General features: G+C 62.3%; 24 protein-coding genes. 1 reads left to right on the top strand and 23 read right to left on the bottom strand.

All coding sequences use genetic code 11. The features are described 5' to 3' along the window. Positions 1–291: 291 nt before the first annotated feature. From DCO45_RS07605 to DCO45_RS07495, 23 genes are all read right to left on the bottom strand, one after another. A complete protein-coding gene (locus DCO45_RS07605) occupies positions 292–816 on the bottom strand; it encodes a phosphoribosyltransferase (protein WP_021027527.1) in 525 nt (174 codons plus the stop codon). Positions 817–848: 32 nt separating this feature from the next. After that, the gene (locus DCO45_RS07600) at positions 849–2,222 is read right to left on the bottom strand and encodes an adenylosuccinate synthase (RefSeq protein ID WP_021027526.1); all 1,374 of its coding nucleotides are present in this window, start codon (positions 2,220–2,222) and stop codon (positions 849–851) included. Positions 2,223–2,251: 29 nt separating this feature from the next. Then, on the bottom strand, positions 2,252–3,400 hold the full coding sequence (locus DCO45_RS07595) for an ATP phosphoribosyltransferase regulatory subunit (RefSeq protein ID WP_116925231.1): 1,149 nt from the start codon (positions 3,398–3,400) through the stop codon (positions 2,252–2,254). Between the two features lie 189 nt (positions 3,401–3,589). Beyond that, positions 3,590–4,474 carry a protease modulator HflC gene (gene hflC / locus DCO45_RS07590; protein ID WP_021027524.1) on the bottom strand — a complete coding sequence of 295 codons (885 nt, stop codon included), beginning with the start codon at positions 4,472–4,474 and terminating at the stop codon, positions 3,590–3,592. 9 nt (positions 4,475–4,483) lie between these two features. Beyond that, positions 4,484–5,848 (bottom strand): FtsH protease activity modulator HflK, encoded by a 1,365-nt coding sequence (hflK, locus tag DCO45_RS07585; RefSeq protein WP_116925230.1) that lies wholly within the window; start codon positions 5,846–5,848, stop codon positions 4,484–4,486. 58 nt (positions 5,849–5,906) lie between these two features. Then, positions 5,907–7,064 carry a GTPase HflX gene (hflX, locus tag DCO45_RS07580; RefSeq protein WP_021027522.1) on the bottom strand — a complete coding sequence of 386 codons (1,158 nt, stop codon included), beginning with the start codon at positions 7,062–7,064 and terminating at the stop codon, positions 5,907–5,909. A gap of 98 nt (positions 7,065–7,162) precedes the next feature. Continuing rightward, positions 7,163–7,414, bottom strand: coding sequence for an RNA chaperone Hfq (hfq, locus tag DCO45_RS07575; RefSeq protein WP_116925229.1), 252 nt, complete (start codon positions 7,412–7,414; stop codon positions 7,163–7,165). 129 nt (positions 7,415–7,543) lie between these two features. Beyond that, positions 7,544–8,884 (bottom strand): ribosome biogenesis GTPase Der, encoded by a 1,341-nt coding sequence (der, locus tag DCO45_RS07570; protein ID WP_116925228.1) that lies wholly within the window; start codon positions 8,882–8,884, stop codon positions 7,544–7,546. Between the two features lie 21 nt (positions 8,885–8,905). After that, positions 8,906–10,057 carry an outer membrane protein assembly factor BamB gene (gene bamB / locus DCO45_RS07565; protein WP_116925227.1) on the bottom strand — a complete coding sequence of 384 codons (1,152 nt, stop codon included), beginning with the start codon at positions 10,055–10,057 and terminating at the stop codon, positions 8,906–8,908. A gap of 22 nt (positions 10,058–10,079) precedes the next feature. Next, the gene (locus DCO45_RS07560) at positions 10,080–10,724 is read right to left on the bottom strand and encodes a tetratricopeptide repeat protein (protein WP_116925226.1); all 645 of its coding nucleotides are present in this window, start codon (positions 10,722–10,724) and stop codon (positions 10,080–10,082) included. Positions 10,725–10,774: 50 nt separating this feature from the next. Continuing rightward, positions 10,775–12,079, bottom strand: coding sequence for a histidine--tRNA ligase (gene hisS / locus DCO45_RS07555; protein ID WP_116925225.1), 1,305 nt, complete (start codon positions 12,077–12,079; stop codon positions 10,775–10,777). A 61-nt stretch (positions 12,080–12,140) separates the two neighbouring features. Beyond that, entirely contained in the window at positions 12,141–13,385 is a 1,245-nt protein-coding gene (gene ispG / locus DCO45_RS07550; RefSeq protein WP_116925289.1) for a flavodoxin-dependent (E)-4-hydroxy-3-methylbut-2-enyl-diphosphate synthase, read from the bottom strand. A gap of 33 nt (positions 13,386–13,418) precedes the next feature. After that, positions 13,419–14,336 (bottom strand): RodZ domain-containing protein, encoded by a 918-nt coding sequence (locus DCO45_RS07545; RefSeq protein ID WP_116925224.1) that lies wholly within the window; start codon positions 14,334–14,336, stop codon positions 13,419–13,421. After that, positions 14,333–15,148 carry a type IV pilus biogenesis/stability protein PilW gene (pilW, locus tag DCO45_RS07540; RefSeq protein ID WP_243419277.1) on the bottom strand — a complete coding sequence of 272 codons (816 nt, stop codon included), beginning with the start codon at positions 15,146–15,148 and terminating at the stop codon, positions 14,333–14,335. Before pilW ends, DCO45_RS07545 begins: the two co-directional genes overlap by 4 nt. 43 nt (positions 15,149–15,191) lie before the next feature. Continuing rightward, a complete protein-coding gene (rlmN, locus tag DCO45_RS07535; RefSeq protein ID WP_021027514.1) occupies positions 15,192–16,313 on the bottom strand; it encodes a 23S rRNA (adenine(2503)-C(2))-methyltransferase RlmN in 1,122 nt (373 codons plus the stop codon). Positions 16,314–16,372: 59 nt separating this feature from the next. Next, entirely contained in the window at positions 16,373–16,798 is a 426-nt protein-coding gene (gene ndk, locus DCO45_RS07530) for a nucleoside-diphosphate kinase (protein ID WP_021027513.1), read from the bottom strand. Positions 16,799–16,877: 79 nt separating this feature from the next. After that, positions 16,878–18,341: a pseudouridine synthase gene (locus DCO45_RS07525; protein ID WP_116925222.1), complete on the bottom strand. Its 1,464-nt coding sequence runs from the start codon at positions 18,339–18,341 to the stop codon at positions 16,878–16,880. Next, positions 18,331–19,236: an SMC-Scp complex subunit ScpB gene (gene scpB / locus DCO45_RS07520; RefSeq protein WP_116925221.1), complete on the bottom strand. Its 906-nt coding sequence runs from the start codon at positions 19,234–19,236 to the stop codon at positions 18,331–18,333. Before scpB ends, DCO45_RS07525 begins: the two co-directional genes overlap by 11 nt. Before the next feature lie 198 nt (positions 19,237–19,434). Beyond that, on the bottom strand, positions 19,435–20,427 hold the full coding sequence (locus DCO45_RS07515; protein WP_243419276.1) for an RluA family pseudouridine synthase: 993 nt from the start codon (positions 20,425–20,427) through the stop codon (positions 19,435–19,437). A 74-nt stretch (positions 20,428–20,501) separates the two neighbouring features. Then, entirely contained in the window at positions 20,502–21,347 is an 846-nt protein-coding gene (locus tag DCO45_RS07510; RefSeq protein WP_116925219.1) for a peptidoglycan DD-metalloendopeptidase family protein, read from the bottom strand. An 11-nt stretch (positions 21,348–21,358) separates the two neighbouring features. Beyond that, positions 21,359–22,039 (bottom strand): protein-L-isoaspartate(D-aspartate) O-methyltransferase, encoded by a 681-nt coding sequence (locus DCO45_RS07505; RefSeq protein WP_232539668.1) that lies wholly within the window; start codon positions 22,037–22,039, stop codon positions 21,359–21,361. Between the two features lie 116 nt (positions 22,040–22,155). Then, positions 22,156–22,935: a 5'/3'-nucleotidase SurE gene (surE, locus tag DCO45_RS07500; protein ID WP_116925287.1), complete on the bottom strand. Its 780-nt coding sequence runs from the start codon at positions 22,933–22,935 to the stop codon at positions 22,156–22,158. Between the two features lie 180 nt (positions 22,936–23,115). Then, on the bottom strand, positions 23,116–24,066 hold the full coding sequence (locus DCO45_RS07495) for a LysR family transcriptional regulator (protein WP_116925218.1): 951 nt from the start codon (positions 24,064–24,066) through the stop codon (positions 23,116–23,118). Between the two features lie 431 nt (positions 24,067–24,497). On the opposite strand from DCO45_RS07495, the gene DCO45_RS07490 reads away from it, so the two are divergent. Next, complete coding sequence (locus DCO45_RS07490) at positions 24,498–25,031, top strand: 2,4'-dihydroxyacetophenone dioxygenase family protein (protein WP_116925217.1); 534 nt, start codon at positions 24,498–24,500, stop codon at positions 25,029–25,031. Positions 25,032–25,054 lie beyond the last annotated feature (23 nt).

The following is a 25,054-nucleotide window of genomic DNA, read 5'->3' as shown; positions in this document are numbered from 1 at the left end:
CTTATCGGCTGTTAATTTTTAAAGACCTGACCCAAGAGCCTCAACCCTCAGATCCCCTTCGCCGCGATCAGCGAAGCCTTGTATTGTAGCACAGCTTTTTGAACTGTTTGACAAAGTTTTCAGCGTCTCCGCTAGCCCCTTGTCAGCACCTCAAAAAAGCAAACCTTGCGAACCGCCCTCTTTCGAGTCTGGCAGCTTTGCAAGGCATCGTGCTGTCGATAGACGCTATTGTATAGGCGTTTACCGACAGCTTTTCATGAAATTGCAATTTTTTTCAACTGCAGCGGCCGGTCAGACCTTCCACTTCTCCAGCAGCTTTTCTGGACGCAAGCTGTCGTAGCCTTCGAACGGCTGGTGGATCCAGGGGTTGGTCGCCAGGAACTCCACCGAGTAATCGGGCGTGAAGGTGGAAACACCCTTGGTCCAGATCACCGCACTGCGCAGCTCCGTGATGGGCGCGTAGTTGTTCTTGAGCATGTTGATCACGGCATTGAGCGTGTGACCCGAGTCCGCGAGGTCATCGACCAGCAGCACGCGGCCAGCGATCTCACCCTTGGGGGTGGTGATGAAGCGCGCGATATCCAGGTGACCCTGCTGCGTACCGGCCTCGGCGCGGTACGAACTGGTCGACATGATGGCCAGGGGCTTGTCAAAAATACGGCTCAGGATGTCGCCAGGACGCATACCACCGCGAGCCAGACACAAGATGGTGTCGAACTCCCAGCCCGATTGGTGAATCTTGATGGCCAGTTTTTCAATCAGGCCATGGTACTCGTCGTAGCTGACATACAAGTGCTTGCCGTCTTCAGTAAGCATGGGTTTCCTCAATCAAAAGTAGCAACCAGGGCTTAGGCCTGGTAAGGGTTGTGCATCAGGATCGTATGGTCGCGATCCGGGCTGGTCGAGACAACGGCAATGGGCACACCGGTGACTTCGGCAATACGGTCCAGGTATCGGCGCGCATTGACGGGCAGCTTGTCGTATTCGGTCACACCCACGGTGGTGTCGGTCCAGCCGGGAATGGCTTCGTAGATGGGCTTGCAGCGCTCGATGTCGTCTGCACCCAGGGGCAGCAGGTCGATGCGCTCGCCATCGAGCTCATAGCCCACGCACAGCTGCAGCTCTTCGATGCCGTCGAGCACATCCAGCTTGGTGATGCACAGACCGGACAGGCCGTTGATCTGGGCCGAGCGCTTGAGCAAGGCCGCATCAAACCAGCCGCAGCGGCGATAGCGGCCGGTGGTGACGCCCTTTTCCGCGCCCACGGTGCTCATCACCCAACCGGGGGTGCCTTCCTTTTGCCATTCCAGCTCGGTCGGGAAGGGACCACCACCAACGCGGGTGCAGTATGCCTTGGTGATACCCAGCACATAGTGCAGCAGGCCTGGACCCACGCCAGCGCCGGCAGCCGCATTGCCAGCCACGCAGTTGGACGAGGTCACATAAGGATAGGTACCATGGTCCACATCCAGCAGCGAGCCTTGCGCGCCTTCAAACAGCAGGTTGCCGCCTTCGGCATGCACCTGGTTCAGCTCGGACGAGACATCGGCAATCATCGGCTTGATCAGCTCGGCGTGTTGCATAGCTTCGTTGTAGACGGCATCGAACTGGATCTCGCCATTCTTCATGTACGGAGCGAGTTGCGGGCCGAAGTCGAACTTCTGCGAACCGAGCACGCTCACCAGGATGTGGTTGTGCAGGCTCAGCAGCTCGCGCAGCTTGGTGGCAAAACGCTCGGGGTGCTTGAGGTCTTGCACGCGCAGTGCACGGCGGGCAATCTTGTCTTCATAAGCCGGGCCGATGCCCTTGCCGGTGGTGCCGATCTTTTGCACGCCGCCTTGTTCACGGGCCGCTTCACGCGCCAGATCCAATGCCTGGTGGAAAGGCAGGATCAGCGGGCAGGCTTCGGATACGCGCAGGCGATCACGCACCTGAACGCCAGCCTTCTCCAGACCTTCGATTTCTTCGAACAACTTGCCCACGGACAGCACCACACCATTGCCAATGTAGCACTTGACGCCGGGACGCATGATGCCGCTGGGGATCAGATGCAGTGCCGTCTTCACGCCGTTGATGACCAAGGTGTGGCCGGCATTGTGGCCACCCTGGAAGCGCACCACACCTTGTGCGCTCTCCGTCAGCCAATCGACCAACTTACCCTTGCCTTCGTCACCCCATTGAGTGCCAACCACAACAACGTTGCGACCTTTGGAGATAGCCATGTCTTTTCCCATCCAAGAACAAAATACGGTTAAATGCTGCGCACGATCCACTGGCCATCGACTTCGGCCAGTTCGCGGTCACAATTGAATTCGTCGACTTCATCGTCATGCCCGGGCAAGGCGCAGACCACGGTCTCACCGGTCTGGCGCAGGCGGGCGATGACCTCGCGCATATCGTGGCGGTCCACCCAGGGCGCGCGAATGGCAGCCTTGAGGGGCCGCGGCTCGACCACCGGCACCAGCTGCTTGATATCCAGACTGAAACCAACGGCAGGACGGCTGCGGCCAAAGGCAGCACCCACCTCGTCATAGCGGCCGCCACGCACCAGCGCATCGGTCACGCCTTGCGCATAGATCGCAAAGCGCATGCCGCTATAGTAGGAGTAGCCGCGCAGATCGGCCAGGTCAAACGTCACAGCCGGGCTGTCGATGCGGCTGGCCAGTTGGCGCAGGTCCGCCAGAATCGGTGCAACACCCGGGATGGCTGCCAGGGCCTTTTCCGCCTCGGCCAGTACCTCCACATCGCCATACAGGTTGAGCAAGGCACGCAGTCCATCGCGCTGGGCCGGCGGAAAATCGCGGGTCAGCGACGCGAGCTCGGAGGCATCCTTGACCGCCAGCGCCGCATGCACGCGGCGCAGGGTCGGCAGATCCACCAGCAAGCCCGCCAGCAGGCGCTGAACAATGCGCACATCGGCCAGGTCCACCGAGAAATCATGCAGCTGGGCTACGCGCAGCGACGCGGTCGCCAGCGCGATCACCTCCACATCCGCCTCTACCCCGGCATGGCCGTAGATTTCAGCGCCAAACTGCAAGGGCTCGCGGGTCGCATGGGGGCGATCGGGCTTGGCATGCAGCACCGGCCCGCAGTAGCACAGACGCGCCACACCCTTGCGGTTGAGCAAATGGGCATCGATGCGAGCGACTTGTTGGGTGGTGTCAGGGCGGATGCCCAGGGTGCGACCGGAGAGCTGGTCCACCAGCTTGAAGGTCAGCAGGTCCAGCGCTTCACCGGAGCCGGAGAGCAGCGAGTCCAGATGCTCCAGCAGTGGGGGCATCACCAGTTCGTAGCCGTAAGCACAAGCCGTGTCGAGCAGGCCACGCCGAAGCTCTTCGATGTGTCGCGCTTCAGAAGGCAGCACATCGGCAATGTGATCCGGAAGGATCCAAGCAGACATGGGGAATTGGGAGGGCTGTTAAAAACGTGATTCTACAGGGATGACAGCGGGCGATCCGCATTTCCTGCTCTCGGCACTGCGCCTTTGCGGCCATTACAGAGCCCAGCGCCTAGCGATGCTATAAGAAACCCCAATGAAAAAAGCCACTTTGCGAATGCAAAGTGGCTGGCAGGGAGCGCTGACCCAGGCTTACTTGGTGCCGGACGAGCGATAGCCCTTGAAGAAATCCGAGGACGATGGATCGACCACGATCACGTCCGACTTCTTGTTGAAGCTGGATTTGTAGGCCTCCAGGCTGCGATAGAACTGCGCGAACTGCGGGTCTTTGCCAAAGGCATCAGCATAGACCTTGGCCGCTTCGGCGTCACCCTCACCCTTGAGCGCCTGGGCGTCACGGTAGGCATTGGCCACCGTCACTTCACGCTGGCGATCGGCATCGGCGCGGATCTTTTCACCCACGGCACCACCGGTCGAGCGCAGCTCATTGGCCACGCGCTTGCGCTCGGCTTCCATACGGCTGTAGACCGATTCGGTAATGGCCTCCACATAATCAACGCGCGTGATGCGCACGTCCACAATGTCGATACCCCAGGGCTTGCTGCCCTTGACCGCTTCGAGCACTTCGCGCTTGACGTCGGCCATGGTCTGCTCGCGCTTGCCAGAGATCATGTCCTGCACGGTACGGCGGTTGACCTCTTCCTGGAAGGCATTGCGCACCACACGGTTGAGCTGGATCGCGCCCTGGCCTTCGGTCGTACCCACGTTGCGGATATAGGCCGAAGGGTCGGTGATGCGCCAGCGCACATACCAGTCGATCACCACGCGCTGCTTCTCGGCAGTCAGCATCGATTCGGTATCGGTGCTGTCCAAGGTCAGCAGGCGCTTGTCCAGGTAGGTCACGTTCTGCAGCGGTGGCGGCAGCTTGAAGTTCAAGCCCGGCTCCGTGATGACTTCCTTGATCTGGCCGAGCGCATACTTGATGCCGAACTGCCGCTGATCGACGACAAACACGGTGGAGCTGAGCAAGGCCAGCACCACCAGGACGGTTGAAGCTAAAAATCCCATTCGATTCACAAATCACTCCTAGCGCGACTCGCGGTCACGGGTACGGCTGGTATCACGGGCACGGGCATCGGGCACCGACGGTGCGGGCGCAGGTGCGGTGGTCGTGGACGCGTTCGAGCTGGCAGCAGCATCGCCTGCCGCAGCCCCGCCCTGGGTCTGCTGCATGATCTTGTCCAGCGGCAGGTACAGCAGGTTGGAGCCTTGCTTGGAATCGACCACGACCTTGGTCACATTGCTGTAGACCTGTTGCATGGTTTCCAGGTACAGACGGTCACGCGTGACCACCGGCGCCTTTTGGTACTCGGTATAGATTGACGAGAAGCGCTGGGCATCACCCTGGGCCTGCGCCACGATCCGGGCCTTGTAAGCGGCAGCTTCTTCCATCAGGCGCGACGCCGTACCGGTGGCGCGTGGCACCACATCGTTGGCATAGGCCTCAGCCTGGTTCTTGGTGCGCTCACGCTCCTGCCCGGCCTTGAGCACGTCATCAAATGCCGCCTGCACCTGCTCTGGCGGGCGCACGCCGCCTTGCTGCAGATTGACGCCCACGACCTCGACACCGATCTTGTAGCGATCCAGGATGACCTGCATCAGCTCACGCACGCGGGGCGCAATCTGGTCGCGCTCTTCGGCCAGTGCCGCATCCATCTTCATCTTGCCCACCACCTCACGCACGGCGGTTTCGGCCACCTGGATGACGGTGTCAGCTGGCGCCTTGCTCTCGAACAGCCAGGCACGCGCATCGCTCAGGCGGTACTGCACGGCGAACTTGATCTCGACGATGTTCTCGTCTTCGGTCAGCATCGCCGATTCGCGCAGACCAGTGGTCTTGATGATGCTGTCGCGGCCCACATCGGCAGAGCGGATCTGCGAGACATAGACCAGCTCATGGCGCTGGATCGGATACGGCAGGCGCCAGTTGATACCGGCATTGACGGTCTTGTGGTACTTGCCGAACTGCGTGATGACCGCTTGCTGGCCTTCTTGCACGATGAAAAAGCCGGTACCCAGCCAGATCAGTGCGGCAACGCCGACGATCAGGCCCAGGCCAACGCCTGCGCCCTTGAACTCGGGCGGCTGCCCTGCACTGCCGCGGCCCGTGCCACCGCCTTTGCCGCCACCGAACAAACCACCGAGCTTTTTGTTCAGGTCCTGCCACAGCTCGTCCAGATCCGGGGCACCGTTGGTGCCAGGGCGCTGCGGGTTGGGCCGGTTGTTCTGCTCGGGCGGGTTGTAAGGCGGGCGAGATGGCTCTTGACCTGCATTGCTGCTGTCGTCCTTGCCATCGTCACCCCGCCCCCAGCGAGGATCGTTCAGGTTAAACATTCCGCGCAGGCCCTGCGGCAGCAAGGCCAGGCGCGGAAAACGTGAATGAAGTTTCATTAGCGATGTCTCTATGAATCAGCGTTACAAGCGCATGCAAGCAGCCATTGTGGCAGCCCTAGGAGGCATTTCCCAGCAATTCGTCATCAGCGTCTGGGGCTATCTCCCAAGCATCGCCCGCATCGAGCGCTGCCTGGCGAGCGACCAGGGCCTGGGCCAGGTGCTCGCGCACGGCCTCGAGCCCCTGCCCCTTGGCTGCGCTGACAAAGAATCGTGGAACCTGCACCCCATCGAGCTCATAGCTGTCTGCAAGCGCTGGTGGCCGCCGGTCTGGCTCAATGGCATCCAGTTTATTGAATACCAGAACCTGCGGCACGTTTTCTGCCCCAATTTCCCGAAGAACCTTTTGGACTTGTTGTATTTGTTCCGGGTGGGCAGGGTTGGAGGCATCGACCACATGCAGCAGCAGATCTGCATCGACCGCTTCTTGTAGTGTTGCCTCAAAAGCATTGACCAGCCCGTGGGGCAGGTCACGAATAAAACCGACCGTATCGGAGATGGAGATGGAGCGCTGTGCCGACTCCAAATACATCTGCCGCGTCGTCGTGTCCAAGGTCGCAAACAGCTGGTCAGCAGCGTAGGCGCGGGCCTTGACCACGGCGTTGAAGAAGGTCGATTTGCCGGCATTGGTGTAACCCACCAACGAGACATTGAAAGTGTCGTTGCGCTGGCGCTGGCGGCGCTGCGTGGCGCGCTGCTTCTTGACCTTGAGCAGCCGGTCCTTGGTGCGCTTGATCGCATCGTTGATCATGCGCTTGTCCAGCTCGATCTGCGTCTCACCCGGGCCGCCACGCGTGCCGATACCGCCGCGCTGGCGCTCCAAGTGCGACCAGCGGCGCACCAGGCGCGTGCTGAGGTACTGCAGCTTGGCCAGTTCGACCTGGAGCTTGCCTTCATGGCTGCGTGCGCGCTGCGCGAAGATCTCGAGGATCAGCAAGGTCCGGTCATTGACCGGCATCTGCAAATGGCGCTCCAGATTGCGCTGCTGGGCCGGGCTGAGCGCCTGGTCAAACAGGATCTCGGTGGCACCATGGGTCTGCGCCACCAGGCGGATCTCATCGGCCTTGCCGCTGCCCACAAACAGCGCCGCGTCGGGCACCTTGCGCTTGCACACCAGGCGCGCGACCGGGTTCAGGCCAGCCGTTTGGGCCAGCAGTCCCAGCTCTTCGAGCTCGGAATCGAAGTGCGGAAAACCAAAATCCACCCCGACCAGCATGACCGGGGTGGATTTTTTGTCGTTGGAATTTTGTTGATTACTCAATGATGTAGAGCTGCTCACCCGCGAGTTGCGCGAGTGTTGTGCTATCAAAAGCGTTAGGCTGAAGCTTCGTTGTCTTGCGAGTCAGGTGCCGAGAAGTTCACGGCACGACCGGGGACAATGGTCGAGATCGCATGCTTGTACACCATCTGGGTGACGGTGTTGCGCAGCAGCACAACGTACTGGTCAAAAGATTCGATCTGGCCTTGGAGCTTGATGCCGTTGACCAAATAGATGGACACTGGCACATGCTCGCGGCGCAGAGCGTTGAGGAAGGGATCTTGCAGAAGTTGGCCTTTGTTGCTCACGATATTCTCCGTGTTCGGACAGTGTTGTTGTAAAACGCCACCTTACCACAGTGGCATCCTAACTGAACGATAAATGGTTTTTTCCATGTGATGGGTCTGTGGATCAGACCTCATCTCACTTGTACGCTATCAATCTTTGTCAGCGTAAGGGTTATGTGAGGTCTTGAATTCAATCCGCAAGGGGGTGCCGATCAAATTAAATTCCTTGCGGAAACGCCCTTCCAGGAATCGCTTGTACGCATCGGTGATGTGTTCGAGCGAATTGCCGTGGATCACGATCACCGGCGGGTTCATGCCACCTTGGTGCGCATAGCGCAGCTTGGGGCGGTAAGGCCCGATCTTCTTGGGGGTCTGGTACTGCACCGACTCCAGCAGCACGCGCGTGAGCACGGGCGTCGGCATCTTGCACAGGGCCGACTTGTGCGCCTGGGTCATCGAGGTCCACAGCGGGCCCAGGCCCTGGCGCTTCTTGGCCGAGATGAAGTGCAGCGGTGCAAACTTCAAGAAGGACAGGCGCAGCTCGATTGAGCGCTCCAGCATCTGGCGGCCGTAATCATCGAGCGCATCCCACTTGTTGACGGCCAGCACCACGGCGCGACCGCTCTCCAGAATGTAGCCGGCGATGTGGGCGTCCTGGTCGGTCACGCCTTGCGTGGCATCGAGCAGCAGCAGCACCACGTTGGCGCCTTCAATGGCCTGCAAGGTCTTGACCACCGAGAACTTCTCGATCGCCTCGAACACGCGGCCCTTGCGGCGCAGACCCGCGGTGTCGATCAGCTGGAACTTTTGGCCACTCTTCTCGAACGGCACCGCAATCGCATCGCGCGTGGTACCGGCCATGTCAAAGGCCACCAGGCGCTCTTCACCCAGCCAGGTATTGATCAAGGTGGACTTGCCCACATTCGGGCGCCCTGCCACGGCCAGCTTGATGACGCTCTCATCTTCTTCGGGCTCTGCATCCTCGTCCTGGCTGAGCCAAGGCAATTTCTCCAGCGCCATGTCGATCATGGTGCGGATGCCCTGACCGTGCGCGGCCGAGACCGGGAACACCTCACCCAGACCGAGCTCATAGAACTCGGCCAACTGGCCGCCGTCCTTCATGCCTTCGGCCTTGTTGCCCACCAGCATGGCAGGCTTGCCCAGGCGGCGCAGGTAGCCGGCAATCTCATGGTCCTGGGCCGACAGGCCCAGGCGCACATCGACCACGAACAGCACCACATCCGCCTCGGCCACGGCCTGGCGGGTCTGCTTGGCCATTTCCTTGAAAATGCCACTGGTCGCATCGGGCTCGAAACCACCGGTATCGATCACGATGTATTCGTGCTTGCCCTGACGGCCTTGGCCGTAATGGCGATCACGCGTCAACCCGGCAAAGTCGGCAACGATGGCGTCGCGCGACTTTGTCATGCGGTTGAACAAGGTGGATTTGCCCACATTGGGGCGCCCCACCAAAGCAATAACTGGCTTCATTCCTGACTACTTTTTCTTTTCTTACTCGGGCCGAAAGCCATACACCGCGCCGTCATTCGTCTGCACCACCATGGTGTTGCCCGCCACTACCGGCGCCACGGAGATACCGGAGCTGTTGGTAGAGAAGCGGTTGAGCGGCGAGCCGTCTTTCTTGGACAGCATATGCACCGTGCCCGAACTATCACCAAAAATCACAGAGCGGCCCAGCACCAGCGGCTGGCTCAGCTTGCGGTAGCGCAGGCGATTGCTCGTCCACACCACGCTGCCGCCCTCATGCGCCCAGGCTGTGATCACGCCATTGCCATCGGCACCGGCCACCACCTCGGCATCACCCGAGATGCCATTGATACCGTCGGCACGCACGGTCCAGCTCAGCTGCGCGGTAGCGGCATCAATACAGCCCACGGCCATCTGGTAGGCACGCGTGCACAGCACCGAGCCTTGGCGCGAGACGCCACCCACCAGCTCCACCAGACGCTCAACGTCATTGGTGCCACGGGGGCTGGCAATCGGCACTTCCCAGCGCAGTGCGCCAGTGTTGGGGTCGATACCGACAAAGCGGCCCGAGACGCCAGCGACCAGGGTGTCCTGGTAGGCGGTCAGCACACCGCTTTGGCGCAGCACCAGCGCTTCGCTGGTCTTGGCCTGGCTCCAAAGTGCCTGGCCTGAGGCCGCATCAAAGGCCTGCACCGAACGGTCCGCACTTTGCACAAAGATGCGCTCGCCCGCCACCAGCGGCGCGGTATAGACACGCGCTGGCAGGCGCTTGCGCCACATTTCCTTGCCCTGGGTCAGCGCCACCAGGTTGCCGTCTTCGGTCACCACAGCGGCCCATTTGCCATCACTGCCCACGCCCGCCGAGAGCTTCTGGCCCACGTTGACGCGCCAGAGATCGGCACCCGTGTCGGCATTGATCGCAGCCACCTGGCCGTCGGCCGAAGCCAGGGTCACCACCTTGCCGCTGACATTCATCACCAAGGTGGGATTGCTCTTGCCAATCCGCTGCGTCCAGACCTGCTGCACGGACAGCAGTGCGACATTGGGCTCCAGCTCAGTGGGCTTGCGCTTGTCCGACGAGAACAAAGAGCAGCCCGCAATGGCCAGCGCCACTGCCGATACCGTCAAAACCTTGGCTGCAGCAGCTGCTGCAGCATATGCCTGTTGTTGTTTCATGCGCACTGCCTTCTGCCATCCATCACTTCAGATCTTCGCCCAGCGCATTGAGCTTGACGGAGATCACGTTGCGGTATTCCACGCCCGGTTCGGTCTTTTGCAAGGCCGCCTTGTAGGACTCGATGGCTTGCGCCTTGTCGCCCTTGGCCAGGTAGACATCGCCCTTGTGGTCTGCCACCACGGCATCGAACTCGGTCGGCATCTTGGTGCCCAGCACCTTGAGCGCCTCGTCATAGGCCTGGCTGTTGAGCAGCACCGCTGCCAAACGCACGCGGGCGGTGGCCTTGAGGCCTTCGTCCGATGCATTGTCTGCCACCCAGGTGAGCGCTGCCTTGGCATCGTCCATCTGGCCCTTGTCACCCGCCGCCTTGGCCACCAGCAGACCGGCATGCGCCGCCTGCACAGTGCTGCCGTAGTTGCTGCGCAGATCGCCAAAGGCCTGGTCGATACGGGTCTTGTCACCCGAGTTGACGGCCGATTCGACCGCCGACGACAGTGCGCTCGCTTGCGATGCCTGGCGGTTTTGCCAGTACTGGTAGCCATTCCAGGCGGCAAAGCCACCCAGCACAATCACCAGTACCGTGGTGATCAAGGTGCCCCACTTGTTCCAGAAGTGCTTGAGCTGGTCTATCTGTTCCTGTTCTTCCAGATCTAAATGCGTTGCCATATTGTTCTAATGGAGTTGAATCAAAAAAAAGCTTGCCGCTGCGACTGCGCTTATGCGCGCAGTTGCGCTGCCCAATCGGCCACGGCGTCGATAGCGCGTTCAGCTTGGGCGCCCTCGCCATCGCGCAGCTGCTTGACGGTCACCATGCCGCGCTGCATCTCGCCGCTGCCAAAAATCAGCGCGCAAGCGGCGCCGCTGGCATCGGCCTTCTTGAACTGCGACTTCATGCTGCCCAGGCTCCCTGCCACCGCCGAGCCATGCATCTGCACCCGCACACCGGCTTGTCGCAGGGTCTGGATCACGCGCATGGCCTGCGGCAGCAGGGCTGCGTCCGGCAGGATAGCGTAGGCGTCAATAGACGGGCGATCCCACTGGATATTCAGCTCCTTGATCAGCTCGAGCACGCGCTCGATGCCCATACCCCAGCCCACGGCTGGCGCGGGCTTGCCGCCAATCTGCTCGATCAGGTAGTCATAGCGGCCGCCGCCGCAGATCGTGCCTTGCGAGCCGAGCTTGTCGGTGATGAACTCGAACACCGTCAGGTTGTAGTAGTCCATGCCGCGCACCAGGCGCGGGTTGACCGACCAGGCCACGCCGTTGGCATCGAGGATGTCCTGCACGGCCTTGAGGTGGGCCTTGGAGTCTTCGCCCAGAAAATCGAGCAGCTGGGGCGCGGCATTGACCATCGCCTGCATCGCTGGGTTCTTGGTGTCGAGCACGCGCAGTGGGTTGCTGTACATGCGGCGCTTGCCCTCGTCGTCCATCACTTCGGTGTGCTGCTCGAAATAGGCCACCAGCGCCTCACGGTGCGCGCGGCGCTCCTCGGGCTGGCCCAGGCTGTTGAGCTCCAGGCGCACGCCTTCAATGCCCAGGTCCTTCCACAGCTGCGCGGCCAGCAGGATCACCTCGGCATCGAGCTCAGCGCCGCCAAAGCCCATGGCTTCGACACCCACCTGGTGGAACTGGCGGTAGCGGCCGCGCTGGGGCTTTTCGCGGCGGAACATCGCGCCGATGTAGAACAGGCGCTTGCCGCCGTCATAGAGCAGGTTGTTCTCGACCACGGCACGCACCACACCAGCCGTGCCTTCGGGGCGCAAGGTCAGATGCTCGGCCTGGCCGTGCTTGTCGGCCCGGTCTTCGAAGGAATACATTTCCTTCTCGACGATATCGGTCACCTCACCCAGGCCACGCACAAACAGCGCCGTATGCTCGGCCAGCGGCGTGCGGATATTGCGGTAGGCAAAACGCCCCATCACATCGCGCACCTTGCCTTCAAACCATTCCCACATGGCCGAATCGGGCGGCAGGATATCGTTCATGCCTTTGATGGCGGCCAGCTTTTCATTCATGCCCATGGGCTTCAATCTCTCTGTTCAGTCTGCTTGCAAACACTTGCCAGGCCAGCAAGTGCAACTCTCAATTATCTACCTTGGCGGCACCGTAGCGGCGCTCCACGTAGGCCTGCACGATCTCGTGGAACTCCTGCGCAATGCGGTCACCGCGCAGGGTCAGGGCCTTTTCGCCATCGATAAAGACGGGGGCAGCAGGCGACTCGCCATTGCCCGGCAGGCTGATGCCGATATCGGCATGCTTGCTCTCGCCGGGGCCATTGACGATGCAGCCCATCACGGCCACCTTCATCTTCTCGACACCGGGGTACTTCACACGCCAGACCGGCATTTGCGAGCGCAGGTGCTGGTCGATGTCGCGCGCCAGCTCCTGGAAGGTGGTGCTGGTGGTACGGCCACACCCCGGGCAGGCGGTGACACTAGGCACAAAGCTGCGCATGCCCATGGCTTGCAGAATCTCGCTGGCCACCACCACCTCTTGCGTGCGCGCTTCACCCGGCTGCGGGGTCAGCGACACGCGGATGGTGTCGCCAATGCCGTCCTGCAGCAGGATCGACAGCGCAGCGGCCGAGGCCACCGTGCCCTTGGTGCCCATGCCCGCCTCGGTCAGCCCCAGGTGCAGTGCATAGTCGCAGCGCGCAGACAGGCCGCGGTAGACCGCCACCAGATCCTGCACGCCACTGACCTTGCAGGACAGAATGATCTGGTCGCCATTCAGGCCCATCTCCTGGGCACGCTGCGCAGAGGATATGGCCGAGGTGATCAGCGCCTCGTACATCACCTGGCGCCCATCCCAGGGAACCGCGCGGCGGCTGTTCTCGTCCATCAGCTCGGCGAGCAACTCCTGGTCCAGGCTGCCCCAGTTCACGCCAATGCGCACGGCCTTGTCATACTGCATGGCCGCCTCGATCATCTGGCCAAACTGCTTGTCCTTCTTGTCGCCCTTGCCCACGTTGCCCGGGTTGATGCGGTACTTGGACAGCGCCTTGGCGCAGTCAGGGAACTCGGTCAGCAGGCGGTGGCCGTTGTAGTGGAAGTCGCCCACCAGCGGCACGTTCTCGCCCATGCGGTCGAGCTGCTCGCGCACATAGGGCACCGCTGCTGCGGCCTCGGGTGTGTTGACGGTGATGCGCACCATCTCCGAGCCCGCCTGCGCCAGCTCCTTGACCTGGATGGCCGTCTCGATCACATCCACGGTATCGGTATTCGTCATCGACTGTATGCGCACCGGCGCATCGCCCCCGACCGTCACCACACGGTCACCCCAGACCACACGGGCCTGGCGGCTTTTGCGCGCGGCCGGTGCCACCATGGGCACGGGCAACAGGATGTTCTCTTCTTGCACTTAATTCACCTCAAAACGGGCGGTGCTGCCCTTGGTCACTTTTTTCAGATCAAAAACCGACCCGCGCAGCTGCATCTCCACCCCCACCGCATTGCCCACGATGAGCTTGAGCGGCGGCGTGGCCGCGATATCTTCACTCGTGCCAGCGCGGATGGTCTTTTCAAACACCACCTTGCCGCTGGCTTCCTTGACCTGCACCCAGCTGTCCTGGCTGGCCTTGAAATGCAACAACGGCGCGCCCTCTGTAGGAGCAGCAGCCGCAGGGGCCGCAGCGGCCGGGCTGGACTGGCCAGCCAGCGCAGCGCTGCCACCGGCGTCAGTTGCGCCATTGGCCGGTGCCTCGGGCACGGGGTCGGTCGAGCTGCCACCCAGTGCCACCGGCTCGGGCTGGTCAGCCACACCGGCGACATTGTTCGAGCGTGCCGGCGCCGGCGCAGACGCGGCGGCTTGGCTCTTCCAGTGATCTGCCAGCTGCGGATAAAACAGCACGCCAACGGTCGCTACGATCAGCAGCACGACCACGCCCATCCAGGGAAAAGGCTTGCTGCTGGGAAAATCGTTTTTCTTGCTCTGCGCCGGGCCCACGGCCACGCGGGTCTTGACACTTTCCACGCCAGAGCTCAGGTCCTTGCCAGGCGGCTTGGGCAACTGTGCCAGCACGGGCGCCGGATCGATCTTGAGGACACGGCACACGGCGGAGGCCAGTGCGCGCACAAAGACCACGTCCGGGAAGGCGCTCCAATTGCCCGCTTCCAGCGCTTCGAGCTTGTGCACCGACACCTTCAGGTGCGCGGCCACGGCCGGCAGGTGGTAGCCCAGCTCCTCGCGCGCCTGGCGCAGCATCTCGCCAGCGCTCATCACGCCGCCTGGGGACGCATCGCTGGCGTTCGTTGCTTGTTGGATATCAGACTCGATCACAGCACGCCTCCACCAGCAATACGTGCCGCCTCTTTGGAGTCGGGGAAACGCTTTTGCAATTGGGCAGCGAGCGCACGCGCGCTCGCTCCATCGCCCAGGGCTTTTTCAATTTGGATACCGAGGAACAGGGAGCCGGCATTGGCCAGCTCGCCGTTGTTCAGGCGCCGGATATAGAACTGCGCGCGGCGTGCATCGCCGCGCTGGTTCAGCAGCTTGGCGAGGTTGAAGCTGACGATGGGGTTGCCCGCGTCGTAGTCATAGGCCTTGAGCAAGCTGGCCTCGGCCTCGGCAGGCTTGCCGGCCGCTTCATGGCACAGGCCCTGCGCCATCAAGGTCTTGGCTTGCTGAAAATACTGGCGCTGCGCCAGGGCCTGGTTGAAATAGCGGTCAGCCGCCTCGTATTTTTTCTCCTGGCAGAGCAACCAGCCGTGGTTGTGCATGATGTCGCCATCGGTGGGCTTGAGCGACTGGGCCTTGGTAAAGCTCTCGCCGGCAATATCGGGCTCGCCCAGCTGCATGTAGATGAGGCCACGCATGTTGTAGGCATCACCGCTGTTGGGGTCGAGCGCCAGCACTTGCTTGATCTCGTCGAGCGCGATCGTGGTCTTGCCAGACTGGAAATAGTTGGCGGCCAGCTCAAGGCGGATGCGCGCGCGCCGATGGATTTCGGTCTCATCGGATTGGGTGACATAGGCGGCATCCTCACGGGCCGTACTGCTGCTGGTACCACAGCCCGACAAACCGCCTACCAGGGCCAAACCCAGCAAGGCGGCAGCCGTGAGGCGATGTACCCTCGGTTGCCCTTTTGTCACAGCCTCTTGCATGCACACCCTCCTCAAACTGTTTGGACTATTTCTAGACTTGCGCCAGCGGTATGACCCGGTTCTTGGCCATGCGTTCTGCCGCTTTGGTACGGTCCTTCACATCGCCAGCGAGCTGGCCGCAGGCCGCATCGATGTCGTCACCCCGGGTCTTGCGCACGGTGGTCACAACGCCCGCATCCGAGAGCATCTTGGCAAATTCCGTCACCCGACTGGCAGGTGATCGTAACAGACCCGAGGCTGGAAAAGGGTTGAATGGAATCAAATTGAATTTGCACCATGCCCCGCCGTTGCCCGCATACTCTCGCACCAGTGCTATCAATTGCTGGGCATGCTCGGGTTGGTCGTTGACGCCGTCGAGCATGCAGTACTCAAAGGTGATGAAGTCACGCGGCGCAAACTCCAGGTAGCGACGGCAGGACTGCATCAGCTCGTCAAGCGGGTATTTCTTGTTCAGCGGCACCAGACCATTGCGCAGCGGATCGTTGGGAGCGTGCAGCGACACGGCCAGCGCCACCGCGCAGTCCTGCGCCAGGCGGTCCATCATCGGCACGACGCCCGAGGTGGAGACGGTGACGCGGCGGCGCGACAGACCATAGCCATGGTCATCGAGCATGGTGCGCAGCGCGGGCACCAGGGCCGTGTAATTTTGCAGGGGCTCGCCCATGCCCATCATCACCACGTTGGAGATGATGCGCTCATCGCGCCCCAGGCGCTTGCGCAGCGCATGTTCGGCAAACCACAGCTGCGCCATGATTTCGCCGGTGGTCAGGTTGCGGCTGAAGCCCTGGTGCCCTGTCGAGCAAAAGCGGCATCCCACCGCGCAACCGGCCTGCGAAGAGACGCACAAGGTGCCACGGTCATCTTCGGGAATGAATACGGATTCGACGGCATTGCCATCACCCACGTCGAACAGCCACTTGACCGTTCCGTCGGCGGACACATGCTCGGTGATCACGGGCAGCGCCGTGACATGGGCCGTGCCCTTGAGTTTTTCGCGCAGGGACTTGGCCAGATCGGTCATCTGGTCGAAATCGGCTGCACCGCGCTGGTGGATCCAGCGAAAAAGCTGCGTGGCCCGGAAGCGCTTCTCTCCCAGCCCTTCGCAAAAGGCGGTCAAACCAGCCAAATCAAAATCAAGCAAATTGGTGGTCATGGATATACGCTCGGGCCACTTACCTATGCCACGCGGCCTTGCGGCCGCGTACATGTCAATTAACGGGAATAGACGTTCATGCCGGGGAAGAAGAACGCCACTTCCACAGCGGCGGTCTCAGCGGCGTCAGAGCCGTGCACGGCGTTGGCGTCGATGCTGTCAGCGAAGTCAGCGCGGATCGTGCCCTTGTCAGCCTTCTTGGGGTCGGTAGCGCCCATCAGCTCACGGTTCTTCAGGATGGCGTTTTCGCCTTCCAGAGCCTGGATCATCACAGGGCCGGAGATCATGAAGTCCACCAGATCCTTGAAGAAAGGACGGGCAGCGTGCACAGCGTAGAACTGCTCAGCGTCTTGACGCGACAGTTGCACCAGCTTGGCGGCCACGATCTTCAGGCCAGCAGCTTCAAAGCGGGCGTAGATTTGACCGATAACATTCTTAGCCACTGCATCGGGCTTGATGATCGAGAGGGTACGTTCGATTGCCATAATAAATTTCCTGTTGATGGATTTTTTGCTCTAAAAGCAAACCTTTGATTGTACGGTGTCCGGGAAGTCAGCGGCGTGACTACGACCTTCCACCGCGCTTGAATCCGCCACCGCTCTTGCGCTGGCCCTGGCGCTGACGCGTCAGGCTGTCATGACCGATGTAGCCCAGCGAGGTCTTCATCGGATCGGGTTGGGTACTGCGCTTCTCGGGCGCCTTGCGCAAGCCGCCGCCCCGGGTGTTCTTGGCAGGGCCCACCGATGGGCGCGGGCCGTTGTGCTGGGGACGGTTGTCGCTGCGGCCGCCCCGGCCCGCGGCATTTTGCTCGCGGGGTTTGCGCTCCACCACGCCACCGGCCGCCACGGTCAGCGCCTGGATATCGCGCTGGTCGAGCTCGACCCAGGAGCCCCGGCGCAGGCCGCGCGGCAGCACCATCGCGCCGTAGCGGATACGGATCAGGCGGCTGACCGCGTGACCCACCGACTCGAACATACGGCGCACTTCACGGTTACGGCCTTCGGAGATGGTGACGCGGTACCAGCAGTTGGCGCCTTCGCCTCCGCCGTCGTCGATGGAGCCAAAGCTCGCCACGCCGTCTTCCAGGTTCACGCCAGCGAGCAGCAAGGCCTTTTCTTCATTGGTCAGGGCGCCCAGCACGCGCACCGCGTACTCACGCTCGAGGCCAAAGCGCGGGTGCATCAGGTTATTGGCCAGTTCACCGGAATTGGTGAACAGCAGCAGGCCTTCGGTGTTCAGATCGAGACGGCCAATGGACTGCCACTTGCCGTGCGAGACGCGCGGCAGCTTGCGGAACACCGTGGGGCGGTTTTGCGGGTCGTCATGCGTCACCACCTCACCCACCGGCTTGTGGTAGGCGAGCACGCGCGCTGGCGGCTGCTCGATGCGGAAGGTGATCAGCTTGCCATTCACACGGATCTTGTCGCTGTGCAAAATGCGCTGACCGACGTGGGCCGGCTCGTTGTTGACGGAGATGCGGCCTTCCAGAACCAGGCGCTCCATCTCCAGGCGCGAACCCAGGCCCGCCTGGGCCAGCAGCTTGTGCAGCTTGGGCGCTTCCACATGGGGCTGGAGCACGCGCTTGACCGGTGCGGGGGTATCCGAGTCTTCCGCCGCTTCCAGCGCGCCGGCCACCACATCTTCGAAGGCATAGCCTTCCGACTCGGCATCGCGCTGCGGGCGGCCCGCAGGACCACGGCCCCGGACGGGCGGCGCATCGCCTTGCGCGCCCTGCGCATCACGCGGCTGTCCATCACGCTCGCGGAAACGGCGGGCACGGGCCGGGTAACGGCTCACGCGCGGCTCGCCATCACGGCGCGCACGCGGCTCACCGGCGGGCTGGGCAGCAGCGTCGCCATCAGCCTCGCCGGCGTCAGCGCGCGCCGCCTGGAATTCGTCAGCCGCTGCAGCTTGCGCAGGCACGGCACGCTTGCGCGGGGCGCGGCGCTTGCCGGACGGGGCAGCGCCTTCTTGCAAGGCCTTATCTCCGTCCTGGGGCGCATTCATATCGCTGGTATCACTCATCATTTTTTTGCTTTTCTACCCCGCCTGGTGCGGAATTATGTGCATCGTCATCACGGTCCAAAGGATCCGCATCTATTTCTGCGGCCGCTGCGGCGGGGGCATCTGCCTCGCCACTTGCCGCCTGGGCCTCAGCCGCCTGATGGGCGGCAGTATCTTCATCACCGGCAGCCTCACCTAAGGGTGAGGTCTGCACATCCTGCGCGTCTTGTAAATCCTGCGCGTCCTGCAACTCTTCCAAAGCATCCACCTCGTCCGCGGGCGCTACCATCGGCATCGACTCGCCCACCAACTCAAAAGCCTCGGCGTCCGGCAGCCCGGCATCCTGCGGCACAGCTTCGTCCGGCGCAGCCTCCAGCGGCAGGCTGTCAAACATCGTCTGCGGCTGGTTGCTGCTGTCCAACTCGGGCAACTGGTCCAGCGACTGCAGACCCAGGTCGTCCAAAAACTGCCGGGTGGTCGCCAGCAGCGCAGGCCGCCCGATGGTCTCCCGGTAGCCAATCACCTCCACCCAGCCCCGGTCCTCCAACTGCTTGATGATCAAGCTGTTGACGGTCACCCCCCGGATATCTTCGATATCGCCACGGGTGACCGGCTGCCGGTAGGCAATGATGGCCAAGGTCTCCAAGGTTGCACGCGAGTACTTGGGCGGCTTCTCGGGGTGCAAACGGTCCAGGTACTCGCGCATCTCCGGCCGGCTCTGAAAGCGCCAGCCCGATGCCACCTGCACCAACTCCACACCGCGATGGGACCAATCGAGCTGCAGCTCCTGCAGCAGCACCTTGAGCGTATCCGTTCCCAAATCATCGGCAAACAATCCCCGCAGCTCACGCACGGTGATGGGCTGGGGCGCGCAGATCAGCGCAGTCTCCAGCACCCGTTTTGCTTCCAAAGTATGCATGCGATAAATCCCTGTTGGCACGCCAGCGCGCGGGCTGCGTGTTGAGACAAAGGAATGCGTATCAAGAGGGCCGCGTTTGCATGGCCAAGATCACGGCGCAGGCATAAACGCCCATAGCCGTCGGCACTGGGCGCCACCGTTGCAGTGCGCAAACCAGATGTTTGCGCTGGTCAAAAACCAGAACTGCATGGGTGGCGCTTAGGCCAATTGGGCCAAATTATACCGAAGATCCCAATTTTCCATCGCCGAGGTGATATCGGCAGGCGGCAGCGCGAACCAGGACATGCTCTGTCCCGTGACCGGATGCACAAAAGCCAGCCGCAGCGCATGCAAGGCCTGGCGCTCCATGCCGGCAGCCGGTGTGCCGCCGTAGAGCGTGTCGGCCAGCAGCGGGTGCTGGAGCGAGGCCATGTGCACGCGGATCTGGTGCGTGCGCCCGGTATGCAGGCTGCAGAACACTGCGCAGCCCTGCTCGCCATTGACCAGCAGGCGGATATCGGTGCGCGCCGGTTTACCCGGGTGCTGGGCCAGATCGACCGCCGCCATGCGCAGCCGGTTGCGCGGATCACGGCCAATGGGCAGGCTGACCGAGGTCTGCGCTGCGCCCTGCCAGGGCTTGTGGCCCAGCGCCAGGTAATTGCGGCGCACATCGCGCGCGGCAATCAGCTTGACCAGCGCATCCATGGTCTGGCGCTCACGCGCCACGACCATCAGGCCGCTGGTGTCCTTGTCCAGCCGGTGCACAATGCCCGCGCGCGGCAGCTGGGCCGCCTTGGCGTCATAGGCCAGCAACGCATTGAGCAAGGTGCCGCTCCAATTGCCTGGCGCGGGGTGCACCACCATGCCGGCGGGCTTGTTGATGATGAGCAGGTGCTCGTCCTGGTAGACCACATCGAGCGCAATATCCTGCGGCAAAAAGGCCTGGCTTTGCTGCGTAGGACGCAGCTCGACCACCGCCTGGTCACCGGCCTTGACCTTGGCGCTGGGCTTGAGGCCGGACTTGCCATTGACCAGCACCGCGCCTTGCAGCAGCAAGGCCTGCAGGTAGCTGCGCGAGAACTCCGGCACCCACTGCGCCAGCGCCTTGTCCAGGCGCATGCCATGCTCAGCCACCCCGGCCACGACCGTGCGGCTTTCCCAGGCCTGCGACTCGACCTCCGCCGACTCCTCATCGCCTTCAGGCGAGGACAAAGGGGCATCGTCCAAATGGGAAAAGCCGACATCGTCGGCGGGCGGCGATGTCGGCTTCGAAGAAGTGCCCGGCATCAGCGGGAAGGCAGGTAGCGCGATGGATCGACCGGCTTGCCCTGGCGGCGCACCTCAAAGTGTAGCTTGACGCGGTCGGCGTCGGAGCTGCCCATCTCGGCAATCTTCTGACCCTTCTTGACCACCTGGTCGTCCTTGACCAGCAAGGTCTGGTTGTGGGCGTAAGCGGTCAGGTAGGTGTTGTTGTGCTTGACCAGAATCAGGTTGCCGTAGCCGCGCAGGCCTGCACCCGAGTAGATCACCCGGCCGTCGGCGGCTGCTACGACCGGATCGCCGGCTTTGCCACCAATATCCACACCCTTGTTACGCGCATCGTCAAAGCCTTGAATGACAGCACCCGACGCCGGCCAGATAAAGCCCAGATTGCCATCAGAGGCAGCCGGTGCAGAAGCTGCGGCAGCAGGCGCTGGGGCGGGTCCGGGCGTCGCCGCTGGCGTGTTCGCACCGGTCACAGCCGGCGCAGTCGCTGCCGGGGCAGCACTGGCAGCGGCCGTCACCGGTGGCACCACACGCAGCACCTGGCCGACTTCAATGACGTTGGGATTGTCCAGATTGCTCCAGCGGGCAATGTCGCGCCAGTTCTGGCCGTTGTCAGCCGCAATGCGCATCAAGGTCTCACCGGGCTTGACGGTGTAGTAGCCGGGCTTGCCGGCGTTTTCTGCGCCAGGCAAGGTGGCCGGATCAATGCGTGCTGGCGCAGAGGCGGTCGACGAAGGCGTGCGACCTGCCGATGAACCCCGATCTTCCACGGGCGCCTGGTTGAGCGATGTGCTACCACAACCCGCCAGCACCATGGCCGCTACCACACTGGCACCCCAGGTCAAAACACCACGTGAATCCAACATACCTATCCTTCTTAACCAAGCCCCGATTTTAGGGGTACGAAATGAACATGCTCCAGAACCGTGCGCTGAAATCCATCAGCACTGCGGTCCACCACGAGCAAAACCTGTTGTTGGCCCGGCCCCATCACCGGTGCCACGAGCCGGCCGCCTTCTGCCAGCTGGTCACACCATGCCTGAGGAACCGAATCCCCGCCGGCTGCGGCGATGATCCCGGCGTAAGGCGCGCCCTTTTCAAAGCCCAGCATGCCATCGCCCAGGATCAGGTGCACATTGGCCAGCCGCAAGGGACGCAGGTTGACCCGCGCCTTTTCATGCAACGCACGCAGCCGCTCAATGGTATACACCTCTTTGGCCATCAGGCTCAGAACCGCGGCCTGGTAGCCGCAGCCCGTGCCAATCTCCAATATACGGCCCAGGCCCATTTTCCCCGCAGGCGATTGCAGCAGCAGCTCGCACATCCGCGCCACCACGCTGGGTTTGGAGATGGTCTGCCCCAATCCTATAGGCAAACTGGTGTCCTCATAGGCCTGAACCGCCAGTGCACTGTCAACAAATTGGTGGCGCAGCACGGAATTCATCACTTTGAGCACCCGGGTGTGCTCCACGCCCGAGGCAGCCAGGCGCTGGACCATGCGCCAGCGCGCCGAGGTGAAATCTACGCTCTCAGGGCCCAGCGACTCGCGCACCGCCATGGGCACGGGCGACAGCTCCGCAGGCAGCCGGGCCCATTGCCGATGCACGCTGCTGGCCTGTGGTTTGGTGCTCACAGGCATGGCACCGCGGGCAGGAAAGCCGGGCTTGCGCAAGGTCACCCTGGCACCTCCAGGTCCTTGCTGCGCAGGCTCGCCGCCGTCTGCGCCCAGTAAGCGAGGCTGTCATGGTCGGTCAAATCCACCTTGAGCGGGGTGATCGCCATATGGCCGGACGCCGCCGCATGGAAGTCGGTGCCCTCGGCGTCATCGAGCGCGAGGCCGGCATTGCCGATCCAGTACATGGTCTCGCCCCGGGGACTGGTCTGGGTGATCACCTTCTCGGCCGAATGCCTGCGCCCCAGACGGCACAGCTTGAGCGGCTTGATCTCGTCAAACGGCAGGTTGGGAATATTGATATTGAGCAGCCAGGGCTTGAGGGTCACCAGCTTGGCCGCTTCGAACTGCTGCACCAACTCACAGGCCTTTTTGGCGGCCGATTCCAGCTCGCCCCAGCCCTTGTCGATCTGCGAGAAGGCCATCGCTGGGATACCGAACAGATAGCCCTCCATCGCCGCGCCGACGGTACCGGAATAGATGGTGTCATCGCCCATATTGGCGCCGTTATTGATGCCGGAGATAACCAAATCGGGCCGATAACCCAATAGACCCGTCAGCGCGATATGCACGCAGTCAGCCGGTGTGCCATTGACATAGCGAAAGCCATTGGCAGCGCGCTGCACGTACAGCGGGGAATGCAAGGTCAGCGCATTCGATTTGGCACTGTTGTTGTGTTCTGGTGCCACCACCTCGACATCGGCTACCGCCTGCAATGCGTCATGCAACGCCACGATGCCGGGCGCCTGATAACCATCATCGTTACAAAGCAGTATCTTCATGTCATTGAACCAGTTGCACTGCATTGTAGAGGTGCCAACACAGAACCCGAGCGGAGTGTGGCAGCAAAGCGACCGGCAGGCCGCCCCGGCCCACGGAAATGCGGCCTATGCACAGGGCTCAGGCATTGTAAGGAGCGCTGCCGCCCCGCCCCCACGCGACCAGCCCATTGCTACACAAAATTACGATGACATGCCGCTGTCGCTGCCGGAGCCCTCGCTTGGCGCCATGGACGGGGCCTGTGCGCAGACCTCGGTGGTCAACGCCTGCAAGACGGCTGCGGTGCAGCGCAGCAAAGGCGTGGCTTTGCGTTTGGCTGACTGCGCCAGGCACAGGTTGATCATCACCGCAGGCGACTCGATGGGCGCGACCACCAGACGCTCACCCACCACATGCCCGTCGAGCGCACTGCGCGTCAAGGCCGCATAGCCGTAACCGCCGCGTACCAAATCCAAGATGGCCGGCACGCTCGATACCTCCCAGACCACATTGAGCTTGACCTGCGACAGCCTGGCCTGGGCTTCCATCAGCTTGCGAAAGATCTGGCCGTACTGCGGCATGATCAGCGGAAAATCCGACAGATCCTGGAACGCGAGGCTGGTGCGGCCGCCCAGCGCGCAGGCAGGTCCTACCAGACACAGGCGCTCCTGCAAGACCGGGCTGATCTCGATATGCGGATGCGGCTCGGGCGAATAGACCAGACCCAGGTCCATGCGGCCCGAGGCCAGCCACTCGGCCATCTGAACGGAAAAGCCCTCGACGATCGCCACGCGGGCCTTGGGCATTTTGCTGCCGAAAGCATGGATCAGCGGCAGCGTCAGCCGCCTGGCCAGGCTGGGCGGCAGCCCCACCACGATGCGGCCCACCGGCTCATCGCGCTCACAACCCAGGTCCTCCTTGGCCTGGGCCACGTGCTGCAGGATGGCATGGCTGTGCTCCAGCAAGCGCCTTCCGGCCTCCGTCAATGTCACACCGCGCCCGGTGCGGATCAGCAAGGTCTCACGCAATTCGACCTCCAGCGCCCGCACCTGCCGGCTCAGCGCCGGCTGCGCCGTGTCCGACAACATGGCCGCCTTGCTGAAGCTGCCGGTTTCCGCTACCGCCACAAAGGTTTCGATTTGCTGCAAATTCATAGAAATCCCCTTCAATTTGTTAAATTTTAATAATTTTTAGCTATTAGTATGCCATTTTGCTATAGCTGCTAGCTTCGCTGCCACCTAGGACTCTGGGGTCATCTTCCACAGAATGGGTTTGGTCATACAACACAGAAAGCCAGGAGACCTCAGGATGCAGCACAACCGGATCCATGCCAGCGCAGACCCTGCGTCCACCGGGCGCCCTCCCACCGCTCCCAGCCACACGCCCTGCTTGCATTGACAGGCACACAGCCGCCCTCATGCAGCCCTCACAACCAGCGGTTGCGCCCGCTTCACCGGCGCGCGGTACCGCCAGCAGCCGCGCTGACACGGCCACCGGATGCACCAGGCTTCTTCCCGGTCCCTGCCCCTGTTCGCGATGCAATGCACCGACTTCAACCCTTCCCTCAATCCCAAGGAGATCCACCATGGTCGACAAAGCCAACACCGAGTTCTGGCAACACCTCAGCCCCATCGCCAACCCCTTCATGCCCGATGCGCTCCCGGAGGTCTACACGCCCAATGCCGTGCCGGAAGACGAGCGCCTGTATGTGCCGTTCACGGACACCGTGTTCTCCCGCCCCCTGTGGATTTCGCCATCACAAAACAAGTGGTGCGACATCCTGATGGCCAAGAAAGCGGGCCTGGTCAACCGCCACTACCACCCCCATGAAGTCTTTGCCTACACCATCTCGGGCAAATGGGGCTACCTGGAGCATGACTGGACGGCGACCAAGGGCGACTTTGTCTACGAGACCCCCGGCGAAGGCCACACGCTGGTCGCCTTCGACCATCCCGAACCCATGCGGGCCTTCTTCATCGTCAAGGGGCCGCTGATCTGGCTGGACGAACAGGGCAAGCCCGATGGCTACTTTGATGTGCACTCCTACATCGCCATGTGCAAGGCCCACTACGAAAAGGTGGGCCTGGGCGCCGAGGCCGTGGAAAAGCTCTTCCGCTAACGGCTGCAGAGCCTGGAGAACGC

Origin of the sequence: Comamonas sp. JNW, assembly GCF_003105075.1 — a bacterium.
GTDB classification, from domain to species: Bacteria; Pseudomonadota; Gammaproteobacteria; order Burkholderiales; family Burkholderiaceae_C; genus Comamonas; species Comamonas squillarum.
The sequence above is the reverse complement of the archived record's forward strand: the minus strand, read 5'-3'. Positions and strand labels throughout refer to the sequence as shown.

What these genes read in the sequence shown, in the direction of transcription:
- DCO45_RS07605 (WP_021027527.1), bottom strand. Translation starts at nt 816, where the DNA reads ATGCTTACTGAAGACGGCAAGCACTTGTATGTCAGCTACGACGAGTAC.
- rlmN (WP_021027514.1), bottom strand. Translation starts at nt 16,313, where the DNA reads ATGACCACCAATTTGCTTGATTTTGATTTGGCTGGTTTGACCGCCTTT.
- surE (WP_116925287.1), bottom strand. Translation starts at nt 22,935, where the DNA reads ATGAAGATACTGCTTTGTAACGATGATGGTTATCAGGCGCCCGGCATC.
- ispG (WP_116925289.1), bottom strand. Translation starts at nt 13,385, where the DNA reads ATGGTGGCACCGGCCGCGCGCAAAAGCCGCCAGGCCCGTGTGGTCTGG.
- DCO45_RS07560 (WP_116925226.1), bottom strand. Translation starts at nt 10,724, where the DNA reads ATGGCAACGCATTTAGATCTGGAAGAACAGGAACAGATAGACCAGCTC.
- DCO45_RS07600 (WP_021027526.1), bottom strand. Translation starts at nt 2,222, where the DNA reads ATGGCTATCTCCAAAGGTCGCAACGTTGTTGTGGTTGGCACTCAATGG.
- hflK (WP_116925230.1), bottom strand. Translation starts at nt 5,848, where the DNA reads ATGAAACTTCATTCACGTTTTCCGCGCCTGGCCTTGCTGCCGCAGGGC.
- DCO45_RS07505 (WP_232539668.1), bottom strand. Translation starts at nt 22,039, where the DNA reads ATGGCGGTGCGCGAGTCGCTGGGCCCTGAGAGCGTAGATTTCACCTCG.
- scpB (WP_116925221.1), bottom strand. Translation starts at nt 19,236, where the DNA reads ATGCATACTTTGGAAGCAAAACGGGTGCTGGAGACTGCGCTGATCTGC.
- bamB (WP_116925227.1), bottom strand. Translation starts at nt 10,057, where the DNA reads ATGAAACAACAACAGGCATATGCTGCAGCAGCTGCTGCAGCCAAGGTT.
- DCO45_RS07595 (WP_116925231.1), bottom strand. Translation starts at nt 3,400, where the DNA reads ATGTCTGCTTGGATCCTTCCGGATCACATTGCCGATGTGCTGCCTTCT.
- DCO45_RS07525 (WP_116925222.1), bottom strand. Translation starts at nt 18,341, where the DNA reads ATGATGAGTGATACCAGCGATATGAATGCGCCCCAGGACGGAGATAAG.
- DCO45_RS07490 (WP_116925217.1), top strand. Translation starts at nt 24,498, where the DNA reads ATGGTCGACAAAGCCAACACCGAGTTCTGGCAACACCTCAGCCCCATC.
- der (WP_116925228.1), bottom strand. Translation starts at nt 8,884, where the DNA reads ATGAAGCCAGTTATTGCTTTGGTGGGGCGCCCCAATGTGGGCAAATCC.
- hflX (WP_021027522.1), bottom strand. Translation starts at nt 7,064, where the DNA reads ATGCTGGTCGGGGTGGATTTTGGTTTTCCGCACTTCGATTCCGAGCTC.
- DCO45_RS07510 (WP_116925219.1), bottom strand. Translation starts at nt 21,347, where the DNA reads ATGTTGGATTCACGTGGTGTTTTGACCTGGGGTGCCAGTGTGGTAGCG.
- hisS (WP_116925225.1), bottom strand. Translation starts at nt 12,079, where the DNA reads ATGGGCATGAATGAAAAGCTGGCCGCCATCAAAGGCATGAACGATATC.
- ndk (WP_021027513.1), bottom strand. Translation starts at nt 16,798, where the DNA reads ATGGCAATCGAACGTACCCTCTCGATCATCAAGCCCGATGCAGTGGCT.
- DCO45_RS07495 (WP_116925218.1), bottom strand. Translation starts at nt 24,066, where the DNA reads ATGAATTTGCAGCAAATCGAAACCTTTGTGGCGGTAGCGGAAACCGGC.